Raw genomic sequence first — 26826 nt, 5'->3', positions numbered from 1 at the left:
GCTGGAAAACTCGACTTCTCACGCTTTAATGAGCATGCCCGATGAGCCCCGTTACCCACTCCGTTTTCAAAAGAGCCTGGCAAGTTCATTGCATTTTTCATGAGCTAAGGCTTCCATCGCAGGGAGTCTCACGTCATCAAAGAAGGCATCAAGAGGCTGCATTATTCCATCCAAAATGTCCTCTAAATAGCTTCTGGCAGCATCGTCTCGACTCCCACCGACGATATCAGAAGAAACATCGGCATGAAACCGAAGCGCGTCTAGGTAGGTTGAAAGGTCAAGGACTGCCAATCGTTCCCAGACAAGTCGCTGCATTGACCGCGAGGGTAACAGCGCCATGAGCAATATCGGAAACAGTGAATCAGTCCGCAAAGGCACGGACCGCAATGCGGTTCGCATCTCGACCTCGGGCAGGGAAACGATGGATCGGGCGCGCATATAGTCAGCTAATGACTCGTGCTGCACCTCTACGGTCATCCCTGAAACGACGATGGCATCGTGTGACGACAACTCGTCAAAAACGAGTTTGGGAAGCCCCCGTTCCACCAAAAGCGCAATAGCGCGTGATTTCGTAAGCGGTTTGTCGATCGTCTCTGCCGCCAGTAGGGATAGTGCGTCCTCGCGATCGATGCTTGACGCTGGACCACTCGCCTGCGATGGCAGAACGCTGGCAAGCCACGATTCGAACAGGTCTCCGATACCATTGGGAACGCTACGATGCCTGATCAAGTGATTGATGATGAGGTTAAGCAATAGCGGGTGTGAGCAAAGTTTTTGGAGTACGCCGGGGAGATTCCACATGACCTCCTGACAGTTCGAGACCGCGCTGGCCAGAACGCGCATCTCTTGTTGCTCCGCTGCCGTCAATTCTTTTAGACGGAGCGTTGGGATCGGTAAGTTAGGCTTCGCATTTTCTCGGGAAAACACAAATAATTTAACTTTCGGAAAGTCGCGAAGAATCGTTCGAAGAGATGCTTCGACTGATGGGCGTGCTAATGCCGAGATTCGGTCAACACCGTCGCACACGAGAATGGCGCCACGTTCTCGTAACTCGTCCTCCAATCGCGAGATACTTATGGCAGGACAGTGAGCGAATATCCGGGCATGCAGGTACTCGACAAGACGCTGGTCGCACTCTACAAACTCGGGCAATGGCACATCAAACGGAAGAGGATTCTTATCCAAGGACCAAGACTGCCTTAGCGCCGACGAATATATGTATCTAGCTAACGTTGATTTTCCATATCCCGAAGGGCCGGTGATAACCGCGCCACTCATCTTTTCAAGAAGTTTTGTCGACTCGATGCCTTCCGCTTTGCTTCGTGTATCGCTAACGAGCAGCCGTGAAATCGTTTGCTCATTAGTAGAGGTTCTCCGCAACTCGCTGGAGATGTATGATGATACGTCACTACTTACTTGAACCAGCGTCTTGTGAGGAAGAGATTTGCAATACTGGAACGTTGCTTCTTTCGAAAGAAGGTTTTCGAGCTTTCCCCTGTGTGAGGATAAGGAGGCGACCGGAACGCTGATGATGCACTCGCTTTCCTGGCTCGGTTGAAGCTGCCAAACTTCGAGGGTCACACCGTCAGTCAATAGACAGAACGGCGCACGGATATTAAAAGCGTAGGACTCGGCTTGAGCCTTCGCCTCAGAAAAAGATTCTCCGGGCGTCTTTGCCTCTACCACCATAAGAGACGTTTGTCTGTCTTGAACCGGGCCATAGAAAACGACGAAATCGGCCTCAGGACGTCGTCCAACTTTCCGGCCCTCCTGAAACATGACTGGGTGCTTTGGGCTGATATCGAAATTGTCGTAGCCAAGCGCAGTTAGCAATGGCATAACCAAACGCGTCTCTACGGTAGCTTCATTCACAAACGTCGTGCTCTCAATATCTGACCAGAAGTCGCTCATGTCCATTCTCTCGGCATCAAATTATATTTAACTGTCGACCGGTGTTTCTATAGTGCATGTACGGTACGTGATAGAACAGCGCATTTGGTCTTCTGCGCATTTTTGTCGATCGATACTTTGACCGTGTTCGCTAGCAGCCTTAACGCGCGCAACAAGCGGCCGTATGGCACGTGGATTGCCCGTGCCGTAACGGAGGCGAACATTCGCGCAACTTCAGCGTCTGCACAATTCTACGACATGCACTCGCCGACGACTCCGCGAGACGATACCCGTCCCCGCATGACGTGGGAATGTAAGGCAACGACGTCGGTTTCCAGAACTCAGCGCGTCCTAGGGGCTCGTCCAAGGCGGTTAAGCTCATGTGCAAAAGCCTGAAGGTTGCGCATTTCGAGTGCGTTGCGGACGCTGATGAGCCGCGAGCCGTCTTCACGTAGAAAGCACCGGCGAAGTAACGGCGGCGGGACACTGCTCGAGACGTGGAACACCCACAGGAATCCGCCGAACGTGAGGCTGTACGCCCTGATACCATGGTTACGGATCGGTCGCGGCTCAGCCATGACCTGGAGCGTTTCCGGTAGCTCTCCAACCTTGAGGCCGAACATGAGCGAGCCATAGCAGTCTGGATCACCAGGGTCGCAAGCCAGCAGGAGCTGCCTTAAGCGCTCTTCGTGCGCTGAACCCAACCGAAGCTTCTCGAAAAACGGCAGCCTCGACACGCCAGCACGCCACAGAATCGACAACTCGAACAACTTGAGTTTCGCATAATCCAAGCCACGGATGCTGAGCAATGCTCCTTCGCGTGATACCTCTAGCGGTTTCTCAGGCGAGACGAACGCGGAGCGGGCATAGCCTTCCCAGACTGAAATCTTCTGCTCGCAGTCGTCGCACAAAAGGTACTCACGCATCCCCTTCTGCTTTAACTCGTTGTGCCCCTCCGGGATGATCGACAGGACCTCAAAGCGCCGTTTCTCGTCGTACAGTGGCTTGTAAAGCCACTCCGGATAGATATGCGAGTTCCGCAACACTTTGTCTTGATGGCAGAGAGCGCAAACCATCGCTTAGGCTCGGTGCAACTCGATGATGCACATGAGAACATCGGAGGCATGCCGAAAGTTCGCCTGCTGCTCTCGGATGCCATAGGCCCACTTTGCGCCATGGAATAGGTTATTCCTCAAGCGGTAGGTGATGAGCAGCAATGCGTCGACGACGTGCTCCAGGTCATCATCCTTTCCACTTAGCACGGCCTCCACGAGCGGACGACAATCGGGCTTCCTGAACAAGAGGTTGTCAAAGCGATACGTGAACTCGCCACCCTGGAAGTAGCGATCGCGAAAGTACGCCAAGCTCGCCTCAAACGAACCTAGCCGCAACCGGCCGCGGTGGGCGAGCGCGTTCACAGCCGCAAGCAGCGAGGTCGGGTTCGCATTTGTATGCAGCACGCGCCCTTCCATTGCGCTCCATAACAGTGTGAAATCGGAGATTGCGGTGCGCTCCTCGCCGTTGAGATCGGCGTAGCCGGGCACGAACTGCTTCAGGAAGTCGGTTGGGTCCATCTTAGAAGTATGCCGTGCTGGACGATCGTCCTATGAGTTTACGGAGTTTCTGCACGACCGCGTAACGCGTTGCCGTTAGGCCGCGAGCACCGTCTCCGCGTAGTATCGCGACTCGGTTCCCATGCGCTGAATTTGTATCGAGAAACGGCGTTCGATATGGCGATCGTTCTCGGGCCTCCACGGGCGACTTGGCGAGCGGCCTAGTTGTTCTCGCGAATCTTGATAGCCTCTTCCACAGCATTTGCCAGATGCTTAACAATCCAGTCATAACGCTCCTGACTTGAGCTTCCCGCCGGGTCATAGCACTTGACGATGGATGAGAGCTTCTTGCCGGTGTTGCTGTAGCCGATGTAGTCGAACGGATTACTGCCCTTGGCGGAGATTGCTTTCGCCGAATCCTTGAGGCCATGAATACGGATTCCCACGACCCCTAGGCCGTCGTCCCAGGCCTTGACGATCTCATAGTTGATCCACTTTCTATTGGCCGTGTCCGTTCCGACCAATACCACGACGCAGGTCCGACCTTGCATCTGAGCGGCGATCCAACGCTTGATCGCGTCATCGCCTCCACGGGTGACTGTCTCCCAGTCATTGTCTGCCGCTGGCTTGTTGCCTTCGATAGCCCCGATACTGCGAACAGTTGCCGCCCGCCAGTTGTCGGGCTTGTAGTGAAAGCTGTAGAAGATCTTCCGTGCCATGTGTTCGTCCTTTTTGAATTGTTGACCGAGTGCTCGCCTCACTGCTTCCCGCAGGCCGAATTAATGGCAGAGAGGATCGCCGCGCACGCATCTTCAATGCTTGCGTTGACCTCGCCCAACTGCCCAAAGACCGCGGCTGATAACCGGGCAGCCTTCCCACCACCATCTGCATTCAATCGTTTCCATATTTCGGCGGCAGCTCCGCCGGTTGCCGCGACGGGCACAATCACCTTCCCAAGGGCCTTTGCGATTTCGTATTCGTCGATCACGCCTTGGGCAATTTCCGCGCCGCCGGCACCTTGCCTAACCCCGCCAACGAAGATGCAGACCCCCGCCTGCTGCATCATGTCCTCTCGGTATCGATGCTGGAATGCCTCTGCCTCGAAGCCATCTGGTGGAACCTGCGGAAAAGGCCGCAGGTACAGGCTTTGATCTAGCGACGGCACTCCTTCCTTGTACAGCATGCTAAGTACACCAGCGATAACTGCGCTCCCAACGGTCAATCCAAAACCTGAGACCAACCGAAGCTTCCGCTCGCCGAGTATCTGCCCAACTCTTGTTGCGATGCTTTCAATGCGGGTGCGAGCTTCGTCGCGCAGATCATCCGGATAGCTTCCCGCGACAAACACGCTCCGTCGCGCGACTGCGGCTTCCAGTTCCGAAAGGATAGAGTCGATCTCCGCGTAACTGTCGATTTCGACACAGTTGATTCCGTAGCGCTGCAAGTCGTCAATCCAATGGTTGTGACGGGCAACCGCATAAGCCCAATGCTTATCGGCGCCCGTACCGTCTCCCTTCTGCGGTTTTCGGATGATGGCGTAGTGTTGCGTCGCATGTTCGCCCATGGACTCGCGGATGATGGCGAGCAGGTGCCCAATGTTTGGGTCGGAAAAGCTGAAACCCAAGAACAAGCAGTGCAGAGCAATCAGGTGCCCATTCAGGACCTGCAAGAAGCCCGCGCGCTTCTTCCGATACAGCTCGTAGTCATCCGTCGCGATAACGACCTCGGCAGGATGATCGACGCTGCCGTGCATCTTGTAGAGCGTCGTGTCTGCCCACGGAGAACTGACGCTCAGGTCGGACGTGATCGATTTGACATCTAGGTTTCGACGCTGAAGTGCCCAAGCCCGCTCGATTAGCCTATCGTAGTTTGTCGTCCAGATATTCCGCACCGGTAGCCTTGCGAGGATGCGCTGCGCCTGCGGTACCTCGCTCTTGTCAGGGAAGCTGTCCTTAATGGTCTGGGCGATGCGTGTCCTTTGTCTTCCTGACTTGTTGATGTACCACTGCGCGACACCGGCAAGATCGTGCTCTTGACCGAGATCGATCTGCAGTTCCTCCGCGATTTCCATTAGCAAGGCATGCCAGTCCGGATACCCGGCTTCCCGCGAGAGTCCAGCTCCGACAAAGACTGCTCCCGTGCCTTGCTCGAGCCAATGTGCGTACTCTTTGATGAACTGCTCTCGTTTCATGACCTTCCGCCTCACTGTATTGGCTGCACCATCGGAGCACGTCGTTGAAGCATGTCAACGACGATCTAGTCAACGATAGCTATACGCGAGTCCCAAGAGCTATGCCGTCCGGAGGGGATGGGGCGGCGTCCGGGAAATGATTGAGTGAGGATCGCAAGTCGTGAAATCTGGTTGAGGTCGAAACGTCGCCAGTCAGGGAGTCCACCGTTACTGCTTTGCCCCCCCGTTTGATAGCCGAGAACTTGCCTGACTCCATTAGTGACGCCATATACATGGGGCTCGGCGATTCGGGGAAGGTTGTGATAATAAAACTCTATTAATTTTTTATTGGCAATAGCGTCCAATATGATCTTTTCCATATTGCCCTCATCTCTTATTCTCAAGCGGCAAGACCTTATACATCGAGGGCAGCCTTCTGCGTCGAGGAGGCAATACTTGCCGCGAAGCCAATCGTATGTTCAATGTAGGCGGTAAACGTTGCCGAAGCCAGAACGGATTGCGCCGACGCGGCGGCGAATTCGGATAGCGTCAGCGACGTTATCGGTGAACTCGTCCGCATGACGCCGAAAGAAGTTGCGCACGCGAACTTCAAAGGGGGTTGAAATTGCGCCCCCTTTCGGATGGCCGAACCTCCGGCAAGCGGCACGGTTGTTTTCGCCGTAAAAAAGCCCGCACGCAGCGGGCCTTAGAACACACGGTGAACTGCGGGTAGAAGTTCGACGCATGGGACATCAGCAACGGAAATTGAAAGTGCCCCGCCTTCACGCCCGACCCCGCTCAGGGGCTCTTGTGTGTGCGCTACCTCACATAAGCTGTTGTGGCCCCACGACATGTTACAAAGTAGTTTGACTCTGTACGAAACTGTACGAAACCCCATCCTAAGTACTTGATTCCAAACGCTAAGTATCACACCGCACAGGGGCAACGCTAGTAAGCCGATAAGAAGAGAGAGGCCACCGCCGCAGGCGAACAGACAACCAGCGCCGCTCAGGCAAAAAATCAAAAAAACCCGGCTTTCCCCTGAGTCATATCCACCAACTGCCGCTGGGCGTCATCAACGGCATTGACCGGCAACCGGACAGTCATCCGCACCAACATCCCATAAGCGCTTTCCACCAACGCATACTCCTGAGCCTCGATCCATCGACGTATCTTCGCCTCATCGGCATAGCCCACCTCGACGGTCAGCAAAACCTGAGCAATCCGCTCGACCCTCGGTGCATCGAGCAAAGCCGAGGCAATCGCATCGGTATAAGCCCGCACCAAGCCGCCGGCGCCCAGTTTCACCCCGCCGTAGTACCTCACGACAGCTGCCAGCACGCCGTCCAGATCATGGTGCCGCAATACCTCGAGAATCGGCCTGCCTGCCGTGCCGGACGGCTCGCCATCGTCGGACATGCCCGACTGGCCGCCCGCCAGCAACGCCCAGCACACATGCGTCGCGGCAGGATGCGCCTCGCGCAGGCGACGCAATTCGGCCATCGCGGCGTCGCGGTCGGCGACCGGTATCGCATGCGCTATAAAACGACTCTTGCGAATCTCGAGTTCCGCGGTCAGCGCCGCAGGCAATGTATAGGTAGGCAAGGCAAGAACTTCGGTAGATGAAAAAACAGGACGCACGCGCTTCCATGTTCGCAATGGTAACGGATAGGTCATGCATGGCCGGCAAATCGCCCATACACAACCCACAACCGCCTCGCCGCGATTCTCGCCGATTCGGTAACGCTCCCTTGCGAAGTGACGCAATGACGTAAGACACTGCGCGCAGCATAATCTTGGACGTGGCGAATCTAGCTCCCGGCTGGTGCGAAGCCAGATTCCTCGTCTGGCGATTCGTCACGCTTTCCTCTCGCTTTTTTCGCATTGCGCACACACCGTCGCGCGTGATGCTTTCCTCGCCGTATCTCCACGCGCCTCTACGCATATTCGCAAAAGACGTCTCAGCGCGCTCGCGCACCGCGCAGATCCAGATCCCATGTGTTCGTCTACAATCATTGGCTGAACGCGCGCCCGCTTACTCTCTGGAGGCAGCGCGTCGCCAAGGAGACGACATGCTTGATCTTTCAACGTTAGGGACGTTCGTTGCCGTTGTACTAGGGCTGTTTCTGATTCCCGGTCCAGCAGTGCTGCTGGTTTTGACGCGCACCGTGCATGGCGGTCGAAAGGCGGGCATTCTCACCGGCCTCGGCATTGCAGTCGGCGATTTCATTCATACGCTAGGCGCGTCGGTCGGCCTGTCGGCGTTGCTGATGACTTCGGCGCTCGCCTTCAATGCCGTCAAATTCGTCGGCGCCGCCTACCTCGTTTATCTGGGCATTCGCGCGTTGCGCGAAAAGCAGGCGAGCACGCATATGCCGGCTGTCGCGTCCGTGTCGGCTTCCAAAGCCTTTTTTCAGGCGATTCCCGCTGAGGTGCTGAACCCCAAGACAGCGCTGTTTTTCCTCGCGTTCCTGCCGCAGTTCGTCCATCCCGAGCACGGTTCTTCGTTCCTGCAGTTCGCGACGCTCGGATTGATCTTCGTTGGCATGAGCGCGCTTTATACGACGCTCATCGTGTTGACCATCCGTCCGTTGGGCAAGCTCGTCAAACGCTTGACGTGGCTCAGCCGCTGGCAGAGCAAGATCATTGGCGTGCTGTTCATTTCGCTCGGGCTGCGCGTAGCGACGCAAACGCGCTGATTCAGCAGGGCGAGAGGTTGGTTTGCGCGCATAGCGAGCGTGCTCATGCTGCGGCTAGATGTTTCGGCGCTGCCGTCTCAAGCGGCTTTCTCGTGCGTACTCCATCTGGCCCTCGGTGCGGACAGCGAGTCGTTCCTGCCCGGCACGGCTCATCTGCCGCGTATCGTCGATCTCGCCGACGCGCAGCGCTTCCTGCGCGATCCTTATGCGCAGCGTCATCAGCGGTTCGCCGCGTTCGACCAACGAGCGATCCGTTGCGCGCGCCTGCTGGACGCCGGCGTCGATCAGGTTGCGCAACTCCAGCAGCGTGAGCCGTTGACGCTGGATCTCGAGGATCAGCCGCTGGACGGCCTGCTCGTCGCGGGTGCGCCACCAGGCGCGCAGTTCGGCGAGCGTCGGGGGTTCGAAGGGGGGAAGGCGCATTAGTCAGACGAAAAACCTGTATATATGTACAGTATATCCCGTCTTGTTATGGAATCGCGCAGGTCGTGTTCGAGCGCTTGCAATGCCCCGGAAAGGACGGAGCGCGGCAGGGGTTCAGGAGAGCGCGAGCATGATCGTCGTGGAGATGACGATGATGAAAAGACACACGGCAGTCAGGATGTCATACGGATAGTTCATGTCGTAACCCCTAAACGTGGCGGATGGATAGGCGATCATAGGCATGACAATTTCCTGCGACTGTTAATGATTGCAAAGGCGGATTGCAAAGGCGCGTTGCAACAGCGCGTTGCAACGGCGGCCGCCAAACTACACCGCGTCACTTCACAGCATCACCAAGCTTTCATCGAACGGAGAGTCGTCATGCGCGAAACCACGTTGCTTCTCTTTGCGGTAGTCGCTTTTGTGGGCATCGCGACGCCGGGGCCCACGGTGCTGCTCGCGCTGACTAACGGTTCGCGCTACGGCATGCGTCGAGCGGCGTATGGTTTTGCGGGCGCTGTCGCGTCGGACTTCGTGCTGATCGTGGCTGTCGCGCTAGGGTTGGGCGCGCTGCTGGCGGCGTCCGAATTCTGGTTCTCGGTCGTCAAATGGATAGGCGCCGCGTATCTCGCCTACATCGGAGCCCGGCTTCTGCTTTCAACGGGCAGTTTCAACGCAACTGCAGGCAAGGATCAGCAAAGCGGTGACAGCCGCCGCGCTATTTTTCTGAAGAGCTTTCTTACCGCCGTGACGAATCCCAAAGGATATCTTTTCTTCACGGCGTTTTTGCCGCAATTCATTACGCCGACGACGCCGCAAGCGCCGCAGTATGCCGCGTTGGCCGTGACCTTCGCGATGCTCGATCTGACGATCATGGCGGGCTACGCATTGCTTGGCGCGCGGGCGATCCGTGTGCTCAAGCGTTCCGGCGCCGTGTGGCTCGAGCGCGTATGCGGCGGCATGCTGGTGGCATTGGCAGGTTCGCTCGCGCTGTACCGGCGTCACAGCGCATAGGCGGCGCACTGCGGTATTTAATGCAAAGCATGCCGAACTATCGACTGCGATATCTCGCTGCGTATGAATCGGGGAGAGGAAAAAATGAATGACGCTGTGTCTTCCGTGAACGCCGGAGTGTCCGAAATCGAGTTCTGGTTCGACTTCGGCAGCAATTACAGCTATTTGAGCGTCATGCGTATCGAAGCGCAGGCCATGCAACGGGGCGTGGCGATCCACTGGCGGCCCTTCCTGTTGGGACCGATCTTTCGCGCCCTCGGTTTCGACAACTCGCCGTTCGTGCTGCAGAAGGAGAAGGGCGCCTACATGTGGAAAGACATGGAGCGGCAATGCCGCAAATACGGTCTCGCATGGGCGCGCCCAACAACCTTCCCGCGTACTGCCTTGCTCGCGACGCGCGTGGCGCTGCTGGGCGCGGAGCAGAGCTGGATCGCCGCTTACTGCCGCCGCATTATGCAACTGAACTTCGCATTCGATCGCGACGTTGGCTCGATCGACGTGGTGAGCGAGGCGCTCGGCGAACTGGGTTTGCCCGCGCAGCAGATCATCGCCGACGCGCAAAGCGATGCCAACAAGCTGCGCCTGCGTGAACAGACGGCGGTGGCCGCGGCCAAGAGCATCTTCGGTGCGCCGACGTTTTTTGTCGGCGATGAAATGTTTTGGGGCAACGATCGTCTGGACGACGCATTGGCGTTGTGTGATTCGACCGCAACGCCCGGTTGAGTTTTTAACGCATCCGTTTTTTCGTCAGTTGTCTGTATTGTCAGACGCGACGATTACCGGACACGTCATTACCGGACACGTCTCTTCGTTGCGGCTTTGCTCGCCGGTCCTGCCAACTCTCCCGCACTGCCGCATATCAACGCCACACCCGCGGTCGCGGTGGCCCGCAGCGACGCGCGCGAATCGCCCGCGCGGGCGCGCAGCGCGAGGCTGTGCAGAATCGCGGAGGCGATCTTCGCGAGCAGCGCGGGTTCAGCATCCGCTTGCAGTTCGCCTTTGGCCTGGGCGAGCCTGAAACGCTTCTCGAAGGTCTTGTCGTAGGTCCGCAGTCCTTCTGCGAGCGCAGCGCGCACCTCGGCGTCATCCACCGCTTCGACTGCGGCCGTGCCGATCATGAAGCAGCCGAGCTGAGCGCCGTCTGCCGGCAAGTACCACGCGAGCGCCCCGTCATACACACGCAGCAGCGCTTGCGGCAACGGCAGGTCTTCACCGAGCGCCTGAACCATCGCGAGGCGGCCGGCCTCGATGTAACGCTCGAGCGTCGTCAGATACAACGCATGCTTGTCGCCGAATGCGCCGTACAGACTCGGCCGGTTCATGCCGGTCGCGGCGCTCAATTGATCCAGAGAGGTGCCGGCGTAGCCGCTGCGCCAGAACACGTCTGTCGCATCGGCGAGCGCCTGGTCGGAATCGTAGGCGCGCGGGCGTCCACGTGGACGCACTTCTTTTTTTGTACTGGTCGGCATAAAAATTATGGAAAAAATGATTTATATGCAATATAGTACAAAAACATCAACGACAGGGAGTTGTCTCATGGATCTGTACTTCTCTCCGCTTGCGTGCTCGATGGCCACCCGCATTTCCTTGTACGAGGCGGGTGCGCAAGCCGGATACATTCAGGTGGATACGCAATCGAAGCAGCTGTCCGACGGTTCCGACTTTTATCCGATCAGCCCGCTCGGGCAGGTGCCGGTGCTGCGCACGGACGAAGGCTGGCTGTTGAGCGAAAACACGGCGATCCTGCCGTACGTGGCCGACGGTTATCCGGCCGCACGGCTTGCGCCGGTTGCGGGCACGCCGCAGCGCGCGCGGCTGCAACAATGGCTGGGTTTTATTGGTACGGAATTGCACAAGGCGGTGTTCGTTCCGCTGCTCGATGCGCGCGCGCCGGAAGATGTGAAGCGCTATGCGCGCGAGAAGGCCGGATTGCGGCTAAGCGTCCTGCAAAAACATCTGGCGCAAAACGAGTACCTGCTCGACGCTTTCAGTGTCGGCGACGCTTATCTGGTCACGGTGCTGAACTGGGCGTCGTATGGCGGCATCGACTTGTCGCAATGGCCGGCGGTTGCTGATTACTACAAGCGGTTGATGCAACGCCCGAGCGTTGCGAGGGCGGCGGCGGAAGAGTTCGCGCTGTATCGCGAGGAAGTGGCCAAACGTGCGAAAAGCTGAGTACGGGTGCTACTCGTCGCTTTGCTGGCAGAACCGGCGCCCCGGAATGTGCGACACGACCGCCTGAGCGATTTCAAGTGGCGTGCTTTCCGCGGGCACCACGCGGCGGCTCGATTCGGGGGTGTGTTTCATGGTCCATTCGACGAGCCTGTACGAGCGCCCCCAAGGGGGTTGCAATGGGTCCGAGACCTTGCACGAGTGGATCTGGCGTACCCATTCGTTGCCGGGCATGGCGCGCAGATGCTCGAATACCGTGTCTTCAACCATGGTTTGACTCCTTCTTCGCAGGCATGCAATCTTTCGGCGCGTCGGCGACACCCCGGAAAAAAAGCGCCGCCGATGTTTTGGCGGCTCAACAGGGGATGTTGAGCGCCATAGTTACAGGGAAGAATTAAGCCAAACTTAAGATCGCGCGTAAAAGCGCTTCCACTTACACGCGCTGCGATCCTGCCCTCAAGAGCTGGCGGAATCGGCCGTTATTACGGTGGTTGGGGGCATCGGCCCCGCCTCGCCTCCGGGCTGCATCGTTGATAACGTGACAAACCTCGCCCAAACGCCGCTTTCCGATCGCCTGCGCACGCTCGTCGATACCGTGCAGCACAACGAGCGCACGCTGCGGCGCTTTCAGAACGTCGAGTTGCGGTTGATCGGCTCGCAGGATTTCAGGTCCTTTCTCGACACGCTGTTCATCCATCTGCCGCAAGAATTCTCGCTGGCGAGCGTCAGGCTATGGCTCGACGACCGCGCGCCGATGCTGCTCGAACTGCTCGAGCCGGGCGCGTTGCAGGCCCTCGGCCAGACCGATCTGAAGACGTCACGCGAAGGAGGACTCGCCGCGCAGCGTCTGTGCGACGAGGGCCGGCCGTGGCTGGGGCAGCCGCGCGAACTGGACGAGCTCGCCTGCAGCGCATTTTTCGGTGAAGACGACTTGCCGGCGAGTGCGATCGTGCTGCCGCTTGCCGCCGGCGACAACGTCAGCGGCTATCTATGCCTCGGCAGCGATGACCCCGCGCGTTTCGGCGAAGGCATGGCCACGGACATTCTGGAACGCTTTGCGAGCATCGTCACAGCAAGTCTCGACAATGTCGCGCATCGCGAGAGGCTCAAGCAACTCGGCATGACCGACGCGCTGACCGGCCTCGCCAATCGCCGTTACTTCGACGAGCGGCTGCGCGAGGAGATCATGCGCGCCGCGCGTTATGCGACGCCGGTCGCCTGCCTGTTCATCGATATCGACTCCTTCAAGCGCATCAACGACACCTACGGCCATCAGACTGGCGACCGCGCGTTGGCGGCAGTGGCGGCCTGTGTGCGGCAACAGGTGCGTCTTGGCGATACCGTGGCGCGCTACGGCGGCGAGGAGTTCGCGGCGCTGTTGCAAGGCGATCGGGGCGATGCGCTGACGGTCGCCGAGCGTGTGCGGCTGGCGGTCGAAAAGCTGGATCTGCGGGACGATCACGGCGAACGGATCGAGTTGACCGTGTCGATCGGCGTGGCGGCGCGCACGATTGCCGGCGCGCCGGCGGATACAGCCACGCTTGGCCGGGCGATGATGGATGAAGCCGATCGCGCGATGTACCAGGCCAAACGCAATGGCCGCAATTGCATCGAAGCGATGGTGCAAGCGGCCGGCGATCACGCGCAACGTCGATAGTTGTCGGGCGGGCGCGGGACGTGTCGCTGAACGGGCACGCCCCGCGGCGTTCGGGAATGACTTCGCGGTCGAAATGCGTGAGCTTTTCGATCAGCCAGAAGTTCTGCAGCGTGATCGGGCTGCGCTGCCCGTCTGTCACGCATCCGGCGGCACGCCCAGCAACTGCAACGCGCCGCCCGTCACCGCGCCGAACACCGGACCGGCCACCGTCCCGCCATAGAACGCCTTGCCGGCCGGATCGTCGATCATCACCGCGACGATCAGCCGTGGGTCGCTCATCGGCGCCATGCCGACAAACAATGCGCGGTAGCGGTTTTTCGCGTAGCTCGCGCCGACCTGTTTGCGTGCCGTGCCGGTTTTGCCGCCGATCCGGTAGCCTTCCACCGCCGCGGCGCGTCCGGTGCCGCCGGGGCCGGTGGCCATTTCCAGCATCGAGCGGATTGCGCGCGCGGTGGCGGGCGTCGTGACTGCCTGGCCTTGGCGCGTGGCCAACGGCGCATCGGCTGCGGCGCTGCCGGCGCTTGCACCGCTTGCGCCGCTTGTACCGCTTGTACCGCGTGCACCGCTTGTACCGCTTGTACCGCTTGCGCCGCTCGCCGGATCCCGCAACAAACTCACGTGATGCATCGTGCCGTCGCCGGCGTACGCCGTGTAGACCTGGGCAATCTGCAGCAGCGACGTCGACAGGCCATAGCCATACGCCATGGTCGCCTGTTCGATCGGACGCCAGCGCTTGTACGGGCGCACCTTGCCCGACGCGACGCCCGGAAAGGTCAGCTCGGGTCTGAGCCCGAGTCCGTATTCCTGATACTTGGTCCAGATCGTTTCGGCGGGCAGATTCAGCGCGAGCTTGGCGAGCGCGATGTTGCTCGACTTCTGCACCGCTTCGGCAACGGTCATCGCGCCGTGATTCGACGTGTCGTGAATCACGGCCGGGCCGATTTTGTACCAGCCCGGCGCGGTATCGATGACGCTTTGCGGCCGCACCTTGCCCTGATCGATCGACAGCGCGACCACCACCGGCTTGATCGTCGAGCCTGGCTCGAAGGTGTCGACCACCGCGCGATTGCGCAGTTGCCGCCCGGTCAGGCGGGCGCGGTCGTTCGGATCGAAGCTCGGATAGTTGGCGAGCGCCAGAATCTCGCCGTTGCGCGCATCGAGCACGACCACGCTGCCGGCTTCGGCGTGATGCCTGGCAATCGCTTCCTTGAGCTGCGCATAGGCGAGCTGCTGAATCCGCCGGTCGATCGTCAAATGGATTGTCTGGCCGTTCTGCGGCGGCACCAGCGGCCGTGTTTCGGACACCACCCGGCCGAGCCGGTCGCGGATCACTTCGCGCTGGCCGGGTACGCCGAGCAGCTGTTCGTTGGCGGCGAGTTCCACGCCCTCCTGGCCGTTGTCCTCGATATCCGTGAAGCCGACCACGTGGGCCGCCGATTCGCCCTCCGGATAAAAGCGCTTCGAATCCGCAATTTGCGTGATGCCGGCGAGGCCCAGTTTGCCGAAGTGATCCGCGGTATCCGCATCCACCTGGCGTTTGAGCAGCACGAAGGCCTTGTCGGCGGTGAGCCGCCGGTGCAATTCCGCCAGCGGCAGATCGAGCAGCTTCGAAAGCGGTGGGAAGGCGGCCTCGTCGAGCAGCTTCGGCGTGGCCCAGATCTGGTAGGTCGCGAGGCTCACGGCGAGCATCGAGCCATTGCGATCGACGATCCGCCCGCGCGTCGCATCCAGTTCGATGGTGCGCTGATAGCGCTTTTGCCCCTGATCGACGTAGAAGTCCTGATTCACCACCTGCACCCAGAACGCGCGGCCGGCCAGCGACGCGAAGGCGCCGAACACCAGCAGGACGACGAATTTCGAGCGCCACATCGGCAGGCGCGCGGTCAGCAAAGGGTTCTTCGCGACCGGCGCGTACGGATCATGCGACTGCGATTTCTTCTTCTGGATCATGGGTGCGGATAGGAACAGCGGGATTAGCCTGCACCGCCCGAATCGGCGGCGGTAAATACCTTGAGTTGCCAACGAAACCGCACGGCCAGCATGCGCACTGCGAAGCCGCCCGCCAGCACCGCGAGCGAGGCCGGCCCCGGCGCCACGTCGCAGGCTTGCAAGGCCACGTACAGCGCACCGGCGCCGAGCGCGATGCTGGCGTACAGCGCCTTGCGCGACACGTGCGGTATCTGGTCGCACAGCAGGTCGCGCAGCCACTTCGCGCCCGCCGCGGCAAGCGCTGCCGCCCCGATTGTAATCAGAACGTAATCTGGATGCGAGACCCATGCAAGCGGATCGTGACCGAGCAGCACATCGCGCACCGTGCCGCCGCCGAGCGCGGTGACGGTACCGACGACGCACAGGCCGAAGCGACCCATGCCGCGGCGCATGCCTATCAGCGCGCCGGACATGGCTTCGGCGACGATCGCGAGCAGGTGGAGGAGGTGGAGCAACATGACGGCGAGCCTTGCCGGGACGGCGCTCGCGGGACGCTCCCCAGCGGAGTCCGGTGGCGAGGCGCGCGTCTGAAAAGCGGCTGTTTGGGCGGGGGGCGGATAGTGTGCAGACGGGAGTGGCCGGGAAAAACAAAAAAGCCGCGCGGTTTGAAAAATCCGCGCGGCTGGTTCGTTCGATTAATGCGTCAACTCCGACGCGGCGTGTTAAGAGGCGCTCCCTGTCTGTCGAGCGCCTTCTTTTTTGCGCCGCACTGTGGAGTGGAGACGCAGCCTCAGGCCGGCAGAGCGAAGCTCGAAATCGCCTCGCGCAGCACGCCCACCTGATCTTTCAGCGAATGTGCCGCGGCGGCGGCTTGCTCGACGAGCGCCGCATTCTGCTGCGTGACCTGATCCATTTCGCCGACTGCGCGATTCACCTGCTCGATGCCCGCGCTTTGTTCGCGCGATGCGTTGCTGATTTCCTCGAGGATTTCATTGACGCGGCGCACCGATTGCACGATTTCGCCCATCGTCGAACCGGCGTTGGCGACCAGCGCGGCGCCTGCTTCGACGGTGCCGGTGGAGGTCTCGATCAGCGCCTTGATTTCCTTGGCGGCCGTGGCCGAGCGTTGCGCGAGGCTGCGCACTTCCGCCGCGACGACAGCGAAGCCGCGTCCCTGTTCGCCCGCGCGGGCCGCTTCGACGGCTGCGTTGAGCGCGAGGATATTGGTCTGGAACGCGATGCCGTCGATCACGCCGATGATGTCGCCGATCTGCCGCGAGCTGCTGGTGATTTCGCCCATCGTGCGGACCACGTCGTCGACCACGCGGCTGCCGCGCGTGGCGACATCCGCGGCCTGGCCGGCGAGTTGCGCCGCGTGCTGCGCGCTGTCCGCGTTCTGTTTTACGTTGACCGTCATCTGGTCCATGCTCGACGCGGTTTCGACGAGCGCCGCCGCCTGTTCTTCGGTGCGTTGCGAGAGATCCGTGTTGCCGGCGGCGATTTCGGTCGCGCCGACATTGATGTTCTCGGTGCCCTGACGAACGCGCGAAACCGTATCGACGAGCCCGGCCTGCATGGTGCGGAGCGCGTGCAGCAGGCTGTCGGTGTCTTCGGGGCGAACCGGCACGCGCATGGCGAGGTTGCCGCGCGCCATGTGTTGGGCTGCGTCGACGGCCGCTTCCAGATCGCCGCCGAGCGAGCGGCGGACGCTGCGCAGAACCAGCAGCATGACGGCCGTGGCGATTGCGCCGAGCGTCACGGTGATGACGAGCCAGCGCAGCAGGCTGGCGTAGAACGCGCGCTGCACGTCGTCCATGTACATGCCGGTGACCATATACCAGTCCCACGGCGTGAAGTGGAGCGAGTAGCTGGTCTTCGCGACGGGCTGGTCGCTGCCTGGCTTGGCCCACAGATAGTCGACGAAACCGCCGCCGTCGCGATTGCCTGCGTTGACGATGTCGACGAACAGGTGGTTGCCTGCCGGGTCAACGAACTGCGCCAGGTTTTTGCCGACGATTTCCTTCTTGATCGGATGCATCAGCATGACGGGCTGCGAGTCGTTGACGGAGATGTAGCCGTCTTTGCCATAGCGCATGGCGGCTAGTGTTTCCAGCGCCTGCTTTTTGGCTTCGTCTTCGGTGATCGTGTGTTGCTGCGCGAGGGTGTAGTAGCGGTTGACGATGTGGTTCGCCTGGTCGATCAGTGAAGTAAGTTGATCGCGGCGGTCGGAGATCATCGCGGCGCGGTTTTGCCACGCGCCGAAGCCGCCGATCAGGATCAGGCCGGTCCAGAGGACGGCGATCATTGAGGCCAGTTTTTTGTTCAGAGTCATAGGCGGGGATTTGTTCCAGGTGGTCGGTCTGAGACTTTGTGATTCGCTTGCAGCAACGGGCCTGTCGATGACTGTGTTTACGGCTTTGATGCGCGATGGGTAGAGGGCGGGGAAACCCTTGTGTATTTGTCTGATTTTTTGCCTGCGCGGCGCGCGGCGCTCGCGCAAGCGGCGAGCCGCACGTATTACCTGGATCTCGGGACGGCGTGTCGTATCCGCAGTTGCACGACGCATTGAAGGCGCGCGGTTTCGTCATTTATGCCGGTCAGGGCGGCCTGTCGGCCGAACTGTTCCGTATCTCGACAATGGGCAACATTCACGCGGCCGATATCGACCGCCTTCTCAAGGCTTTACCGAACTCACGCGCTGATCGTCGGACCGGCGTTCATGACGGTGTTCAAGACAATGCTCATGAACGCGCGGCTCTCACACCGGATCCTTGTCCGGCGGTCCCTCCGGCCGCTGCGGTTCCTCGGTGTGATGACCGGGCGACGGCGGCACCAGCGGATCGCCTTCCGGGTCGCGGGTCGGGTCGGCGTGCGGATCGGGAATCGGACTGGTATGCATGTCGTAGCTCATTGCATCACCTTGAAGTAGAGAAGTGGGCCAATACTGCGGGCGGCGGTTGAGTACGTGCCTGCCGTTCTTTTCAAGCGTAGGCGATTCGACACGCGCCGGGCGGCTACTTTTTCGGCCGGCGGCAGACGCTGAGTTGCCAGTAACGTTCGGCGGCGAAAACGTCCTCGTAGTTGCCCGCGCCGAAGGCGCGCAGCTGGCTTTCGTACGCGTTGACGGCTTCGCGTTTGAGCAGCGCCTGGCGCTCCGGATCGATCGTGTGATGCGCGCCCGGATGCGCCGGCGTCGCGACGATGCCGCGCCGCGCCAGATCGGCGAGCCGCGCTTGCACGACGCCGGGCGTGCGCCGGCGGATCGCCTCCTCGTAGCCGAACCACTTGAGATGCGACAGGCGCGGCAGGATTTCGCAGCAGGCTTCGTACACCCGCTCGTGGTCGGCGTGATTCAGGCCGAGCGGCATCAGCAGCGTGTTGGCGGTCGAGCGGTAAATGATTTCTTCGAGCGCCGCCGCCAGCGTGGCGATCGACGGCGAGTCGAGGTACTGGCCGTCGCGAAACGGCATGCGCAGCGGAATTGCGTCGAGCACCTCGAGCGCGCGGTTGTCTTCGAGCGTGCGTGCGTGGACTGCCTGATGGGCGTCTTTGAACCCCGACTTTTCATCCCATTCGGTATGCATTGCCTGCTCGGGCGGGGCGGCGAATACCGTGCAGACCGCGGCATCGGGATGCGCGGCGAGTAGTGCGCCGCAACTGAACACGGCGTCGTCGAAATGGGGCGAGACGATGAAAAGGCGCGGGCTGGTTTCGCTCATGGATAGTGTGGTGGGGTGGGCGCGCAGGCCGCATTCGACGCTTGGGCGTTGCGCTCGAAATCGCGGTGTCACATCAGCTTAGGCGGAATCGGAACGGCTTGCGTGACAGTCTTGGCGCGCAAGCGGCATGCCCGGCCGCAGCGATCCGGCACTTGCCTCCGCAGACGCTCACCGTTGCGGTTTTGAGGTCTCCCGAACTTCCTCACCTTCGAGCGGCGTACGGCGTTCGGCAAATTGTTGCCTGGGACGCAACGCTGTCGGGTTCGCTGAGTTCGCTGGCTGTTCGTTCTGGCTGTTCGTTCCGCCTGTTCGTTGTTTGGCTGGCCGGTTGGTCGTTAGCGCGGGCTAAAGAAGCTTTTACGCGGCTCTTTTACGCGGGGCTCGCCATTCCGGGTTGGCGGGCGCGTGGCGCGCAGGTTCGTTCGCGCGGTTCATGTGGCTTCGGGCGGCTTCGGGCGCGGTGCTCTCAGCCGTCCGCCAGTTTCGCCGCGCGGCTGAAAGCCGTCACGATCGTCGCCTCGATGTCGGCGCGCAAGCGGGCGTCGGCGGTTCGCAGCGCATACGCCGGGTGATAGGTCGGCACGACCAGGCGCCCGCCGTGAAAGATCGTCTGACCGAGGTATTCGGACAGATTGACGTGCGCGCCGGTCAGCGCCTTCAGCGCGGTCGCGCCAAGCGTGACGACGACGCGCGGCGCGATCCGCGTAAGTTCTCTTTCGAGCCAATACTGGCAAGCTTCGACCTCGCGCCGCGCAGGCGTACGGTGGACGCGCTGCTGGTCGATCAATTCCCACTTGTAATGCTTGACGGCATAGGTCAGATACAGCGTCGCGCGTTCGACGCCCGCGCGCGCGAGCATGGTGTCCAGCAGCTGGCCGGCCGGTCCGGTGAAGGGTTCGCCTTGCCGGTCTTCGTGCTCGCCGGGCTGTTCACCGACCACCATGATCGCCGCATCCGCCGCCCCGGCGCCCGCAACCGCGTGCGTCGCATTGCGCCATAAAGCGCACCGCCTGCAGGCGGCGAGCGGCCCGCGAGGCTCGAGCAACGGCGGCGTCAGCGCCGAATACTCGACCGGCGGCGCGTCCGGTACCGTAATAGGGGCGCTTTGTGCGCCAAGACGGCTGCGCGCCCGTGCGAGATGCGCGGGTAACGGCGGACCAGCCGGCGGCGTTCGCCAGTAGCGCAGCGGCACCGGGGATGGCGCCGCATTGAAAGCGCTTGCGTAATACGCGAGCCAGAGCGCTTCAGTGGGCTCGCTGGTGATGGCTTCGCCGGTCATGGCGCTCGCGGCCGACGCCTGAGTGGGGGCCTGATCTGACACCGGAGCAGACGCCTGAGCAGACGCCTGAGCAGACGCCGGAGCAGACGCCGGAGCAGACGCCGGAGCAGACGCCGGAGCAGACGCCGGAGCAGACGCCGGAGCAGACGCCGGGGCGGCGTATTCGGCCTCGTCTGGGAGCGGCCGCCCGATGCGCAGCAGTATTCCATTCCAGAATGCCGCGCCGTGCGGGGTGACCAGCGTCCACGTGGAAGCGCCCATGCGGGGGGCGAACCGCGCGGCGGCGCGCTCCAGCAAATCATGATGCGGTTCGTACCAGCCGACGAACTCAGGCGGACCCATCGACGGATCGCGCCGTCTGAACAGCGTAAGCGTGAGCAGATCGTCCGTTTCGTGCTCGATGGCCCGGATGCGCTGATCGAGCAGCGCGCCGTCGGCGTCGTTGAGATCGAGGACGTTGCGCTCGCCGTGCGTCCAACGCCACAGGACGCGATACAGCAGCGCCCAGCGGTCCGGCGCCCGAAAGCAGCCAGCCGTTTTCAGCCAGGCGAGCAGTTCGCGAGGAATCGCGGGGACGGCCGCGGCAGTGGTGGCGGTGCCCGAAGTGTTCTGTTCGGGCGCCGCCGCGCCGTCAGATTCGATCCACTCGATCTGCCCAGGCTCGACACCTTGCCGCAACAGCGTTCGCGCGGCGCGCCGCCACGCGGCAAAAGACGGTTCGATCGGAATGCGTTTCATGCTGATGCGCCGTGGATGTGCGCACCGCGTTATGCGCCGATCCATACGGCCAAAATACTGTATGGATATACAGTGTGCGCCTAAACGTACGCCTGGAGCAAGCGTGCCGTCCGGGAGCCCGCGTCGACCGCGCTAGACATGACGCAAGTCCTCCGGTGTATCCACGTCGCGCAGAATCCCCGGGTCGTCGACATCCAGCCGTGTCACATGCTGCGACATCAGCAGCGAGCGCGCACCGGTGTCGCCGTCGAGCGTCATCAACGCTTCGCGATGTTCGACGCCGAAGCCAACCGGATGGCCGCGCTGTCCCTGATAAAACGGTGCGACCAGCGAAGCGCCGCCATCGAGCGCGCGAGCCACGGCTTCGATCGTCGTGACGGCGATGCGCGGCATGTCGGCGAGCGCGACGATCCAGCCTTCGGCGTCCTCGCTGGCCTCGATGCCGGCGGCGAGGCTCGCGCCCATGCCGCGCTCCGCTTCGGCGGCAAACATCACGTCGCAGCCGGCGTCGTTCAGCAAGCGCGCGAGTGCGTCCGAGCCCGGCCGCACCACGGCCAGCACCCGCGTGACGACCTTCAGCAGCCGATGCGCGGCTTCGTGGGCGACCGGCGTGCCGTCGGGCATTCGCGCAAGCAGTTTGTTGTGCAGGCCGTCCGGGTCGAAGCGCGACCCTGAGCCTGCGGCGAGCAGCACGCCTGTGGCGAGCGAGGCGTAGGCCATGGGCGGGCACCGGTAGAAAGGATGGGGTCGATTGTGCGATGCAACGCAGTTGCAGGCAAGCGCGAATGCATGGGCTAACGTGTGCCGCGATGCGCGCCCGTGCTCGTACAATGAGCCGCTTACCTCACATCAAAGCGGACCTTCCTCGCCATGAAGCGCCTCGACGACAACGCCGCGCTGATCCTGATCGATCTGCAAAAAGGCATTCAGCATCCGAAGCTCGGCCGCCGCAACAACCCGGACGCCGAGCGTAATCTCGCGGCCTTGCTCGCACATTGGCGCGAGACCGCGCGGCCGATAGTCCACGTGCGCCACATTTCCCGCGAGCCGGAATCGGTGTTCTGGCCGGGGCAGAGCGGAGTCGGGTTTCAGGCGGCGTTCGCGCCGGGCGGCCACGAGCATGTTGTCGAAAAGAACGTGCCGGATGCGTTCATCGCGACCGCCCTCGAACGTTGGCTGCGGGTGCGGCAGATCGCCGAAGTGGTGATTGCGGGTGTCATCACGAACAACTCGGTTGAATCGACCGCGCGCACGGCTGGCAACCTGGGCTTCAAGACGCTAGTGGCAAGCGACGCGGCCTTCACGTTCGACATGCACGACCTGAACGGCCGCATGTGGGCAGCCGAAGACGTGCATGCGCTTTCACTTGCCAATCTCGCGGCGGATTACGCGGAGATCGTCACGACGGTCGAGATCGTGAGCCGCGCTGCCGGCGCTTAACGGCCCACTCAGCGGCCCACTCAGCGGCCCACTCAGCGCGCCCACTCAGCGCGCCCGTCTCAAACCCGCACCGCGCCCATCACCTTATCGAGCGTTATCGGCAGATCGCGTACGCGCACGCCGGTCGCGTGATACACCGCGTTCGCAATCGCCGCCGGCACGCCGGTGATGCCGATCTCGCCGATGCCGCGTACGCCGAGCGAGTTGATATGCGGATCGGGCTGATCGAGGAAGGTGATATCGAGCGAGCCGATATCCGCATTCACCGGCACGTGATATTCAGCGAGATTCGCGTTGGTGAAGCGCCCAAAGCGCACATCGAGCGAGGTTTCTTCCTGCAACGCCGCGCCCACGCCCCATACGATGCCGCCCATCAACTGACTGCGCGCGGTTTTCTGATTCAGCACGCGCCCCACGTCATACACGCCGACCACGCGCGGCACGCGGATCGTGCCGAGTTCCGCATCGACGTGGACCTCGACGAACACCGCGCCGAACGAGTGGAACGAGTACTTCTGCTTCTCGTCGCCTGGCTTGACGCTCGCGCTGGCTTCGATCGGCTTGCCTCCCGCGCGCGCGATGATCGCCGCCGCCGGATCGCGCCGTGCCGGTTGCGAGCGGCTCATGACCCAGCCGTTTTCGACGCTGATGTCGTCGGGCACGATACCGTGCACGGGCGACGCAGTATCGGCGAGCGCCAGCGCGATCAGCTGATTGCGCGCTTGCGTCGCGGCATCGCGCACGGCCGGCGCGACGCTCGCCGCCGATTGCGAGCCGCCCGACACCGGCGCCCTCGGTAGCGACGAATCGCCGAGCGCGAAGTGGATGTTTTCCGGCGCGAAGCCGAGCGCATCGGCGGCGACCTGGGTCATCACGGTGTACGTGCCGGTGCCGATATCCTGCGTGCCGGAGGCGACCAGCGCGGTGCCATCCGGCAGAATCCGCGCGATGGCCGCGGCTTCGCTGCGATTGGCCGGATAGGTCGCGCTCGCCATGCCCATGCCGATCAAGGTGTTGCCGCTGCGCATCGAACGCGGCGCGCTCGTGCGCCGCGCCCAGCCGAATTTTTCGGCGCCGATCTGATAGCACTCGCGCAAGGCCTTGTTCGACCACGGCTTGTTTTCCTGCGGATCGGCGTCGGCGTAATTCTTCATACGCAGCGCGAGCGGATCCATCTTCAACGCGGCCGCGAGTTCGTCCATCGCCGATTCGAGCGCGAACGAGCCGGTCACTTCGCCGGGCGCGCGCATGAAGGTCGGCGTGCCGACATTGAGCGGCACGATCCGATGCGTGGTCGCCTGATTCGGCACTGCGTACAGCATGCGCGTGACCATGCAGCAGGTCTCGGTCCAGTCTTCGATCATCGACGTGTTCGAGATGCTGTCGTGGCGGATCGCGGTCAACGTGCCGTCGCGGCGCGCCGCGAGTACGAGATGCTGCTCGGTGAGCGGACGTCCGCCGACCGGGCCGAACATCTGCGGCCGCTCCAATACGAGCCGCACCGGACGTCCGGTCTGTTTCGCCGCCATCGCGCACAACGACACATGCGACCACGACGAGCCCTTGCAACCAAAACCGCCGCCTACGAACGGCGAAATCACGCGCACGTCGCCGGGTGAGATGCCGAGCGTTCTGGCGACGGCCTGCGCCGCGCTGCTGACACCTTGCGTCGAGTCGTAGAGCGTCAGTTGCGGACCGTCCCAGTGCGCCATCGTCGCGTGCGGCTCCAGCGGATTGTGGTGCTCCATTGGCGTCGTGTAAGTGGCGTCGACGTGCACCGCGCCGCTGCGCAAGCCGTCCTCGAAGCTGCCGCGCTGCGTGTCGGTTTGCCGGCCTTGCGGTCTGTCCGGCGCATGTCCGTTCGGCTTGGCCTGCGCGAAATCCAGCGTTGCGGCCGTGCTTTGATAGGTGATGCGCAGTTGTCGCGCTGCGTCGGTGGCATGTTCCAGCGTATCGGCGACCACCACCGCGACCGGTTCGTTGCTGTAGTGGATCTGGTTGTCCTGCAACAGCGACAAACGGCGGCCGGCCGGCGACGCCACAGCGGGCTGGCCGCCATTCGGCAGGCGCAGCGCGTTCTGATATGTCATCACCAGCAGCACGCCGGGCAGCGCCTGCGCACGGCTCGCATCGATCGACGCAATGGTGCCGCGCGCAATCGTGCTGGTGACGAGCACCGCGTGCGCGAGCCGCGCTTCGGGAAATTCGGCGGCATAACGGGCTTCACCAGTGACCTTTAGCAGACCGTCGGTGCGGTCGAACGGTTGACCGATCAGATTCATGCGACATCTCCCGCGCGGCCCGTGGCCAGGTTGACGGCGCGCACGATCGCGCGTTGCGCGAGCTGCACCTTGAAGCGGTTGTCGTGCTGCGGCCGCGCATCGCTTAACGCAGCCGCGGCGGCGCTTTGCAGCGTCGCGTGCGTGAGCGGCCGGCCCTCGAGCATCTGCTCTGCAACGCTCGCGCGCCACGGTTTGTGCGCGACGCCGCCTAGCGCGATGCGTGCCGTCTTCACGCGCTCGCCGTCGAGTTGCAAGGCGGCGGCGACCGACACCAACGCGAATGCGTAACTGGCGCGGTCACGCACCTTCAGATAGTGAGAATGCGCGCTGAATAGCGGCGGCGGCAGATCGACGGCGGTAATCAGTTCGCCGGGCTGCAAGGTGGTATCGACGTCGGGCCGATCGCCGGCCAGGCGATGAAACTCCGCGAACGGAATCGCCCGCTCGCCGCCGGGGCCGTTCACGCGCACGATGGCATCGAGCGCCGCCAGCGCCACACTCATGTCCGACGGATTGACGGCGATGCACTGCGGACTCGCGCCGAGAATCGCGTGTGTGCGGTTGTGGCCGTCGAGCGCCGCGCAGCCGCTGCCGGGCAGGCGCTTGTTGCATTGCGTGAAGGCGGTATCGTAAAAGTAACCGCAACGGGTACGCTGCAACAGATTGCCGCCAACGGTCGCCATATTGCGCAACTGCGCCGACGCGCCTGACAACAATGCTTGCGACAACAACGGGTATGGCTCGCGCACGAGCGCGTGATTGGCCGCATCGCTATTGCGCACCAGGGCGCCGATGCGCACGCCGCCGTCGGGTAGCGTCGTGACCGTATCGAGTCCGCCGATGTGCGTGATATCGATCAGCCGCATTGGCCGCGCTATGCCGCCCTTCATCAGATCGAGCAGATTGGTGCCGCCGCCGATGAACACGGCGCCGGGTTGCTGCGCGGCGCGCAGTGCGCCGGCAATGTCGCCGGCGCGTTCGTAAGAAATCGCATCCATGCCGGTCGCTCCGTCAGGCGTTGCCGTTGTTGCCGCTGCCTTCATGTACCGCGCGCACGGCAGCGACGATGTTCGCGTATGCGCCGCAGCGGCAAATATTGCCGCTCATGCGCTCGCGGATCTCGGCGTCGGAAAGTTGTGGCGGGCGGCTGCGGACATCGGCGGTCACGGTGCTGGCCGCGCCATTGCGAAACTCGCTCAACAGGGCGGTCGCGGAACACAACTGCCCGGGCGTACAGTAGCCGCACTGGAACGCGTCGAGTTCGATGAACGCGCGCTGTATCGGACTCAGCGTGCCGTTGGCGGCGAGTCCTTCGACCGTGGTGATCGACTCGTCTTCATGCATCACGGCGAGCGTCAGACACGAGTTGATACGGCGGCCATCGATCAGCACCGTGCACGCGCCGCATTGCCCGCGGTCGCAGCCTTTCTTGGTGCCCATCAAGCCTGCGTATTCACGCAGCGCATCGAGCAAGGTCACACGCGGCTCGAGTTGCAGCGTATAAGCGCGGCCATTGACGGTCAACGTGACCGGACGCGGCGGCACCGGTACATGAACTTCGGCGGGCGGCGCGGAGGGTGTTTGAAGCGGCGCTTGCGTCTGCACTTGAGTCTGCGCCCGCAGATGCGGTGCGGCGCCGACGGTGGCCGCGGCAGCGGCCGATTGCAGAAAGCGGCGGCGCGATGGCCGGCGTGGAGTGGCGGCGGTCCCGTCGCCTGAGCCCTGACGATCGTTATTCGTTGACATGACGTTCTGCTTGCTCCATGAAAGGTTCATGCAGGCTGGCGACATGCGGGTAACCGACGTGCGGGTATCCGACGTGCGGGTACCCGATGCGTCGGTATCCGAAGCGGTGCGATCC

The 26826-nt window shown here is 62.1% G+C and carries 26 protein-coding genes and 1 pseudogene; 8 read left to right on the top strand and 19 right to left on the bottom strand.

What is annotated here, in order from left to right:
* Positions 1-66 precede the first annotated feature (66 nt).
* The 6 genes from AC3WLT_RS08900 to AC3WLT_RS08875 form a co-directional block, all read right to left on the bottom strand.
* On the bottom strand, positions 67-1911 hold the full coding sequence (locus AC3WLT_RS08900; RefSeq protein WP_492591513.1) for a type I restriction enzyme HsdR N-terminal domain-containing protein: 1845 nt from the start codon (positions 1909-1911) through the stop codon (positions 67-69).
* A 320-nt stretch (positions 1912-2231) separates the two neighbouring features.
* Entirely contained in the window at positions 2232-2966 is a 735-nt protein-coding gene (locus AC3WLT_RS08895) for a hypothetical protein (protein WP_492591512.1), read from the bottom strand.
* A gap of 3 nt (positions 2967-2969) precedes the next feature.
* Positions 2970-3464: a hypothetical protein gene (locus AC3WLT_RS08890; RefSeq protein WP_492591511.1), complete on the bottom strand. Its 495-nt coding sequence runs from the start codon at positions 3462-3464 to the stop codon at positions 2970-2972.
* 200 nt (positions 3465-3664) lie between these two features.
* A complete protein-coding gene (locus AC3WLT_RS08885; protein WP_492591510.1) occupies positions 3665-4162 on the bottom strand; it encodes a TIR domain-containing protein in 498 nt (165 codons plus the stop codon).
* 38 nt (positions 4163-4200) lie between these two features.
* Positions 4201-5634, bottom strand: coding sequence for an SIR2 family protein (locus AC3WLT_RS08880; protein WP_492591509.1), 1434 nt, complete (start codon positions 5632-5634; stop codon positions 4201-4203).
* Positions 5635-6633: 999 nt separating this feature from the next.
* Positions 6634-7218 (bottom strand): IMPACT family protein, encoded by a 585-nt coding sequence (locus tag AC3WLT_RS08875; RefSeq protein ID WP_492591521.1) that lies wholly within the window; start codon positions 7216-7218, stop codon positions 6634-6636.
* 467 nt (positions 7219-7685) lie between these two features.
* Here AC3WLT_RS08875 and AC3WLT_RS08870 point away from each other — a divergent pair, with 467 nt between their 5' ends.
* Positions 7686-8312, top strand: coding sequence for a LysE family translocator (locus AC3WLT_RS08870; RefSeq protein WP_492591508.1), 627 nt, complete (start codon positions 7686-7688; stop codon positions 8310-8312).
* Between the two features lie 45 nt (positions 8313-8357).
* The gene (locus AC3WLT_RS08865) at positions 8358-8738 is read left to right on the top strand and encodes a hypothetical protein (protein ID WP_492591507.1); all 381 of its coding nucleotides are present in this window, start codon (positions 8358-8360) and stop codon (positions 8736-8738) included.
* Between the two features lie 111 nt (positions 8739-8849).
* Here AC3WLT_RS08865 and AC3WLT_RS08860 read toward each other — a convergent pair whose 3' ends face one another.
* On the bottom strand, positions 8850-8978 hold the full coding sequence (locus tag AC3WLT_RS08860; protein WP_492591506.1) for a hypothetical protein: 129 nt from the start codon (positions 8976-8978) through the stop codon (positions 8850-8852).
* Between the two features lie 138 nt (positions 8979-9116).
* Here AC3WLT_RS08860 and AC3WLT_RS08855 point away from each other — a divergent pair, with 138 nt between their 5' ends.
* Positions 9117-9749 (top strand): LysE family translocator, encoded by a 633-nt coding sequence (locus tag AC3WLT_RS08855; RefSeq protein WP_492591505.1) that lies wholly within the window; start codon positions 9117-9119, stop codon positions 9747-9749.
* An 84-nt stretch (positions 9750-9833) separates the two neighbouring features.
* Positions 9834-10472, top strand: coding sequence for a 2-hydroxychromene-2-carboxylate isomerase (locus tag AC3WLT_RS08850; RefSeq protein WP_492591504.1), 639 nt, complete (start codon positions 9834-9836; stop codon positions 10470-10472).
* 68 nt (positions 10473-10540) lie between these two features.
* Here the strand turns inward: AC3WLT_RS08850 and AC3WLT_RS08845 are convergent, their stop codons facing one another.
* The gene (locus tag AC3WLT_RS08845) at positions 10541-11218 is read right to left on the bottom strand and encodes a TetR/AcrR family transcriptional regulator (protein ID WP_492591503.1); all 678 of its coding nucleotides are present in this window, start codon (positions 11216-11218) and stop codon (positions 10541-10543) included.
* 67 nt (positions 11219-11285) lie between these two features.
* On the opposite strand from AC3WLT_RS08845, the gene AC3WLT_RS08840 reads away from it, so the two are divergent.
* On the top strand, positions 11286-11924 hold the full coding sequence (locus AC3WLT_RS08840; RefSeq protein ID WP_492591502.1) for a glutathione binding-like protein: 639 nt from the start codon (positions 11286-11288) through the stop codon (positions 11922-11924).
* 9 nt (positions 11925-11933) lie between these two features.
* Here the strand turns inward: AC3WLT_RS08840 and AC3WLT_RS08835 are convergent, their stop codons facing one another.
* On the bottom strand, positions 11934-12191 hold the full coding sequence (locus AC3WLT_RS08835; protein WP_115105644.1) for a DUF2866 domain-containing protein: 258 nt from the start codon (positions 12189-12191) through the stop codon (positions 11934-11936).
* 268 nt (positions 12192-12459) lie between these two features.
* Between AC3WLT_RS08835 and AC3WLT_RS08830 the strand changes: the two genes are divergently transcribed.
* Positions 12460-13578: a GGDEF domain-containing protein gene (locus tag AC3WLT_RS08830; protein ID WP_492591501.1), complete on the top strand. Its 1119-nt coding sequence runs from the start codon at positions 12460-12462 to the stop codon at positions 13576-13578.
* A gap of 135 nt (positions 13579-13713) precedes the next feature.
* Here the strand turns inward: AC3WLT_RS08830 and AC3WLT_RS08825 are convergent, their stop codons facing one another.
* The 3 genes from AC3WLT_RS08825 to AC3WLT_RS08815 form a co-directional block, all read right to left on the bottom strand.
* Complete coding sequence (locus AC3WLT_RS08825) at positions 13714-15528, bottom strand: peptidoglycan D,D-transpeptidase FtsI family protein (protein ID WP_492591500.1); 1815 nt, start codon at positions 15526-15528, stop codon at positions 13714-13716.
* Between the two features lie 23 nt (positions 15529-15551).
* The gene (locus AC3WLT_RS08820) at positions 15552-16025 is read right to left on the bottom strand and encodes a trimeric intracellular cation channel family protein (protein WP_492591499.1); all 474 of its coding nucleotides are present in this window, start codon (positions 16023-16025) and stop codon (positions 15552-15554) included.
* A 272-nt stretch (positions 16026-16297) separates the two neighbouring features.
* Positions 16298-17839 (bottom strand): methyl-accepting chemotaxis protein, encoded by a 1542-nt coding sequence (locus tag AC3WLT_RS08815; protein ID WP_492591498.1) that lies wholly within the window; start codon positions 17837-17839, stop codon positions 16298-16300.
* 200 nt (positions 17840-18039) lie between these two features.
* On the opposite strand from AC3WLT_RS08815, the pseudogene AC3WLT_RS08810 reads away from it, so the two are divergent.
* Positions 18040-18209, top strand: a pseudogene (locus AC3WLT_RS08810) (2-aminoethylphosphonate aminotransferase); the annotation flags it as partial.
* A gap of 56 nt (positions 18210-18265) precedes the next feature.
* Here AC3WLT_RS08810 and AC3WLT_RS08805 read toward each other — a convergent pair.
* The 4 genes from AC3WLT_RS08805 to AC3WLT_RS08790 form a co-directional block, all read right to left on the bottom strand.
* Positions 18266-18406 carry a hypothetical protein gene (locus AC3WLT_RS08805; RefSeq protein WP_492591522.1) on the bottom strand — a complete coding sequence of 47 codons (141 nt, stop codon included), beginning with the start codon at positions 18404-18406 and terminating at the stop codon, positions 18266-18268.
* A gap of 115 nt (positions 18407-18521) precedes the next feature.
* Positions 18522-19226: a PIG-L deacetylase family protein gene (locus tag AC3WLT_RS08800; protein ID WP_492591497.1), complete on the bottom strand. Its 705-nt coding sequence runs from the start codon at positions 19224-19226 to the stop codon at positions 18522-18524.
* 466 nt (positions 19227-19692) lie between these two features.
* Positions 19693-21243 carry a UdgX family uracil-DNA binding protein gene (locus tag AC3WLT_RS08795; protein ID WP_492591496.1) on the bottom strand — a complete coding sequence of 517 codons (1551 nt, stop codon included), beginning with the start codon at positions 21241-21243 and terminating at the stop codon, positions 19693-19695.
* A gap of 132 nt (positions 21244-21375) precedes the next feature.
* The gene (locus AC3WLT_RS08790; RefSeq protein ID WP_492591495.1) at positions 21376-21963 is read right to left on the bottom strand and encodes a nucleotidyltransferase family protein; all 588 of its coding nucleotides are present in this window, start codon (positions 21961-21963) and stop codon (positions 21376-21378) included.
* Positions 21964-22113: 150 nt separating this feature from the next.
* Here AC3WLT_RS08790 and AC3WLT_RS08785 point away from each other — a divergent pair, with 150 nt between their 5' ends.
* Positions 22114-22683: a cysteine hydrolase family protein gene (locus AC3WLT_RS08785; protein WP_492591494.1), complete on the top strand. Its 570-nt coding sequence runs from the start codon at positions 22114-22116 to the stop codon at positions 22681-22683.
* A gap of 59 nt (positions 22684-22742) precedes the next feature.
* Here the strand turns inward: AC3WLT_RS08785 and AC3WLT_RS08780 are convergent, their stop codons facing one another.
* Genes AC3WLT_RS08780 through AC3WLT_RS08770 form a run of 3 tightly spaced genes read right to left on the bottom strand, consistent with a single transcriptional unit; the run spans position 22743 to position 26711 of the window.
* Positions 22743-24965 (bottom strand): xanthine dehydrogenase family protein molybdopterin-binding subunit, encoded by a 2223-nt coding sequence (locus tag AC3WLT_RS08780; protein ID WP_492591493.1) that lies wholly within the window; start codon positions 24963-24965, stop codon positions 22743-22745.
* Positions 24962-25963: an FAD binding domain-containing protein gene (locus AC3WLT_RS08775; RefSeq protein ID WP_492591492.1), complete on the bottom strand. Its 1002-nt coding sequence runs from the start codon at positions 25961-25963 to the stop codon at positions 24962-24964. The genes AC3WLT_RS08780 and AC3WLT_RS08775 overlap by 4 nt, the downstream gene beginning before the upstream one ends.
* Positions 25964-25976: 13 nt before the next feature.
* Positions 25977-26711 (bottom strand): (2Fe-2S)-binding protein, encoded by a 735-nt coding sequence (locus AC3WLT_RS08770; RefSeq protein ID WP_492591491.1) that lies wholly within the window; start codon positions 26709-26711, stop codon positions 25977-25979.
* Between the last annotated feature and the right edge of the window lie 115 nt (positions 26712-26826).

This window comes from Paraburkholderia sp. FW306-2-2C-D06C (assembly GCF_058781505.1).
This window is presented reverse-complemented; position numbering and strand designations above follow the sequence as displayed.

Excerpts from the sequence above, each read along its gene's own strand:
- AC3WLT_RS08900 (WP_492591513.1), bottom strand. The coding sequence starts at position 1,911 with ATGAGCGACTTCTGGTCAGATATTGAGAGCACGACGTTTGTGAATGAA.
- AC3WLT_RS08895 (WP_492591512.1), bottom strand. The coding sequence starts at position 2,966 with ATGGTTTGCGCTCTCTGCCATCAAGACAAAGTGTTGCGGAACTCGCAT.
- AC3WLT_RS08890 (WP_492591511.1), bottom strand. The coding sequence starts at position 3,464 with ATGGACCCAACCGACTTCCTGAAGCAGTTCGTGCCCGGCTACGCCGAT.
- AC3WLT_RS08885 (WP_492591510.1), bottom strand. The coding sequence starts at position 4,162 with ATGGCACGGAAGATCTTCTACAGCTTTCACTACAAGCCCGACAACTGG.
- AC3WLT_RS08880 (WP_492591509.1), bottom strand. The coding sequence starts at position 5,634 with ATGAAACGAGAGCAGTTCATCAAAGAGTACGCACATTGGCTCGAGCAA.
- AC3WLT_RS08870 (WP_492591508.1), top strand. The coding sequence starts at position 7,686 with ATGCTTGATCTTTCAACGTTAGGGACGTTCGTTGCCGTTGTACTAGGG.
- AC3WLT_RS08865 (WP_492591507.1), top strand. The coding sequence starts at position 8,358 with ATGCTGCGGCTAGATGTTTCGGCGCTGCCGTCTCAAGCGGCTTTCTCG.
- AC3WLT_RS08860 (WP_492591506.1), bottom strand. The coding sequence starts at position 8,978 with ATGCCTATGATCGCCTATCCATCCGCCACGTTTAGGGGTTACGACATG.
- AC3WLT_RS08855 (WP_492591505.1), top strand. The coding sequence starts at position 9,117 with ATGCGCGAAACCACGTTGCTTCTCTTTGCGGTAGTCGCTTTTGTGGGC.
- AC3WLT_RS08850 (WP_492591504.1), top strand. The coding sequence starts at position 9,834 with ATGAATGACGCTGTGTCTTCCGTGAACGCCGGAGTGTCCGAAATCGAG.
- AC3WLT_RS08845 (WP_492591503.1), bottom strand. The coding sequence starts at position 11,218 with ATGCCGACCAGTACAAAAAAAGAAGTGCGTCCACGTGGACGCCCGCGC.
- AC3WLT_RS08840 (WP_492591502.1), top strand. The coding sequence starts at position 11,286 with ATGGATCTGTACTTCTCTCCGCTTGCGTGCTCGATGGCCACCCGCATT.
- AC3WLT_RS08835 (WP_115105644.1), bottom strand. The coding sequence starts at position 12,191 with ATGGTTGAAGACACGGTATTCGAGCATCTGCGCGCCATGCCCGGCAAC.
- AC3WLT_RS08825 (WP_492591500.1), bottom strand. The coding sequence starts at position 15,528 with ATGATCCAGAAGAAGAAATCGCAGTCGCATGATCCGTACGCGCCGGTC.
- AC3WLT_RS08820 (WP_492591499.1), bottom strand. The coding sequence starts at position 16,025 with ATGTTGCTCCACCTCCTCCACCTGCTCGCGATCGTCGCCGAAGCCATG.
- AC3WLT_RS08815 (WP_492591498.1), bottom strand. The coding sequence starts at position 17,839 with ATGACTCTGAACAAAAAACTGGCCTCAATGATCGCCGTCCTCTGGACC.
- AC3WLT_RS08805 (WP_492591522.1), bottom strand. The coding sequence starts at position 18,406 with ATGCATACCAGTCCGATTCCCGATCCGCACGCCGACCCGACCCGCGAC.
- AC3WLT_RS08800 (WP_492591497.1), bottom strand. The coding sequence starts at position 19,226 with ATGAGCGAAACCAGCCCGCGCCTTTTCATCGTCTCGCCCCATTTCGAC.
- AC3WLT_RS08795 (WP_492591496.1), bottom strand. The coding sequence starts at position 21,243 with ATGAAACGCATTCCGATCGAACCGTCTTTTGCCGCGTGGCGGCGCGCC.
- AC3WLT_RS08790 (WP_492591495.1), bottom strand. The coding sequence starts at position 21,963 with ATGGCCTACGCCTCGCTCGCCACAGGCGTGCTGCTCGCCGCAGGCTCA.
- AC3WLT_RS08785 (WP_492591494.1), top strand. The coding sequence starts at position 22,114 with ATGAAGCGCCTCGACGACAACGCCGCGCTGATCCTGATCGATCTGCAA.
- AC3WLT_RS08780 (WP_492591493.1), bottom strand. The coding sequence starts at position 24,965 with ATGAATCTGATCGGTCAACCGTTCGACCGCACCGACGGTCTGCTAAAG.
- AC3WLT_RS08775 (WP_492591492.1), bottom strand. The coding sequence starts at position 25,963 with ATGGATGCGATTTCTTACGAACGCGCCGGCGACATTGCCGGCGCACTG.
- AC3WLT_RS08770 (WP_492591491.1), bottom strand. The coding sequence starts at position 26,711 with ATGTCAACGAATAACGATCGTCAGGGCTCAGGCGACGGGACCGCCGCC.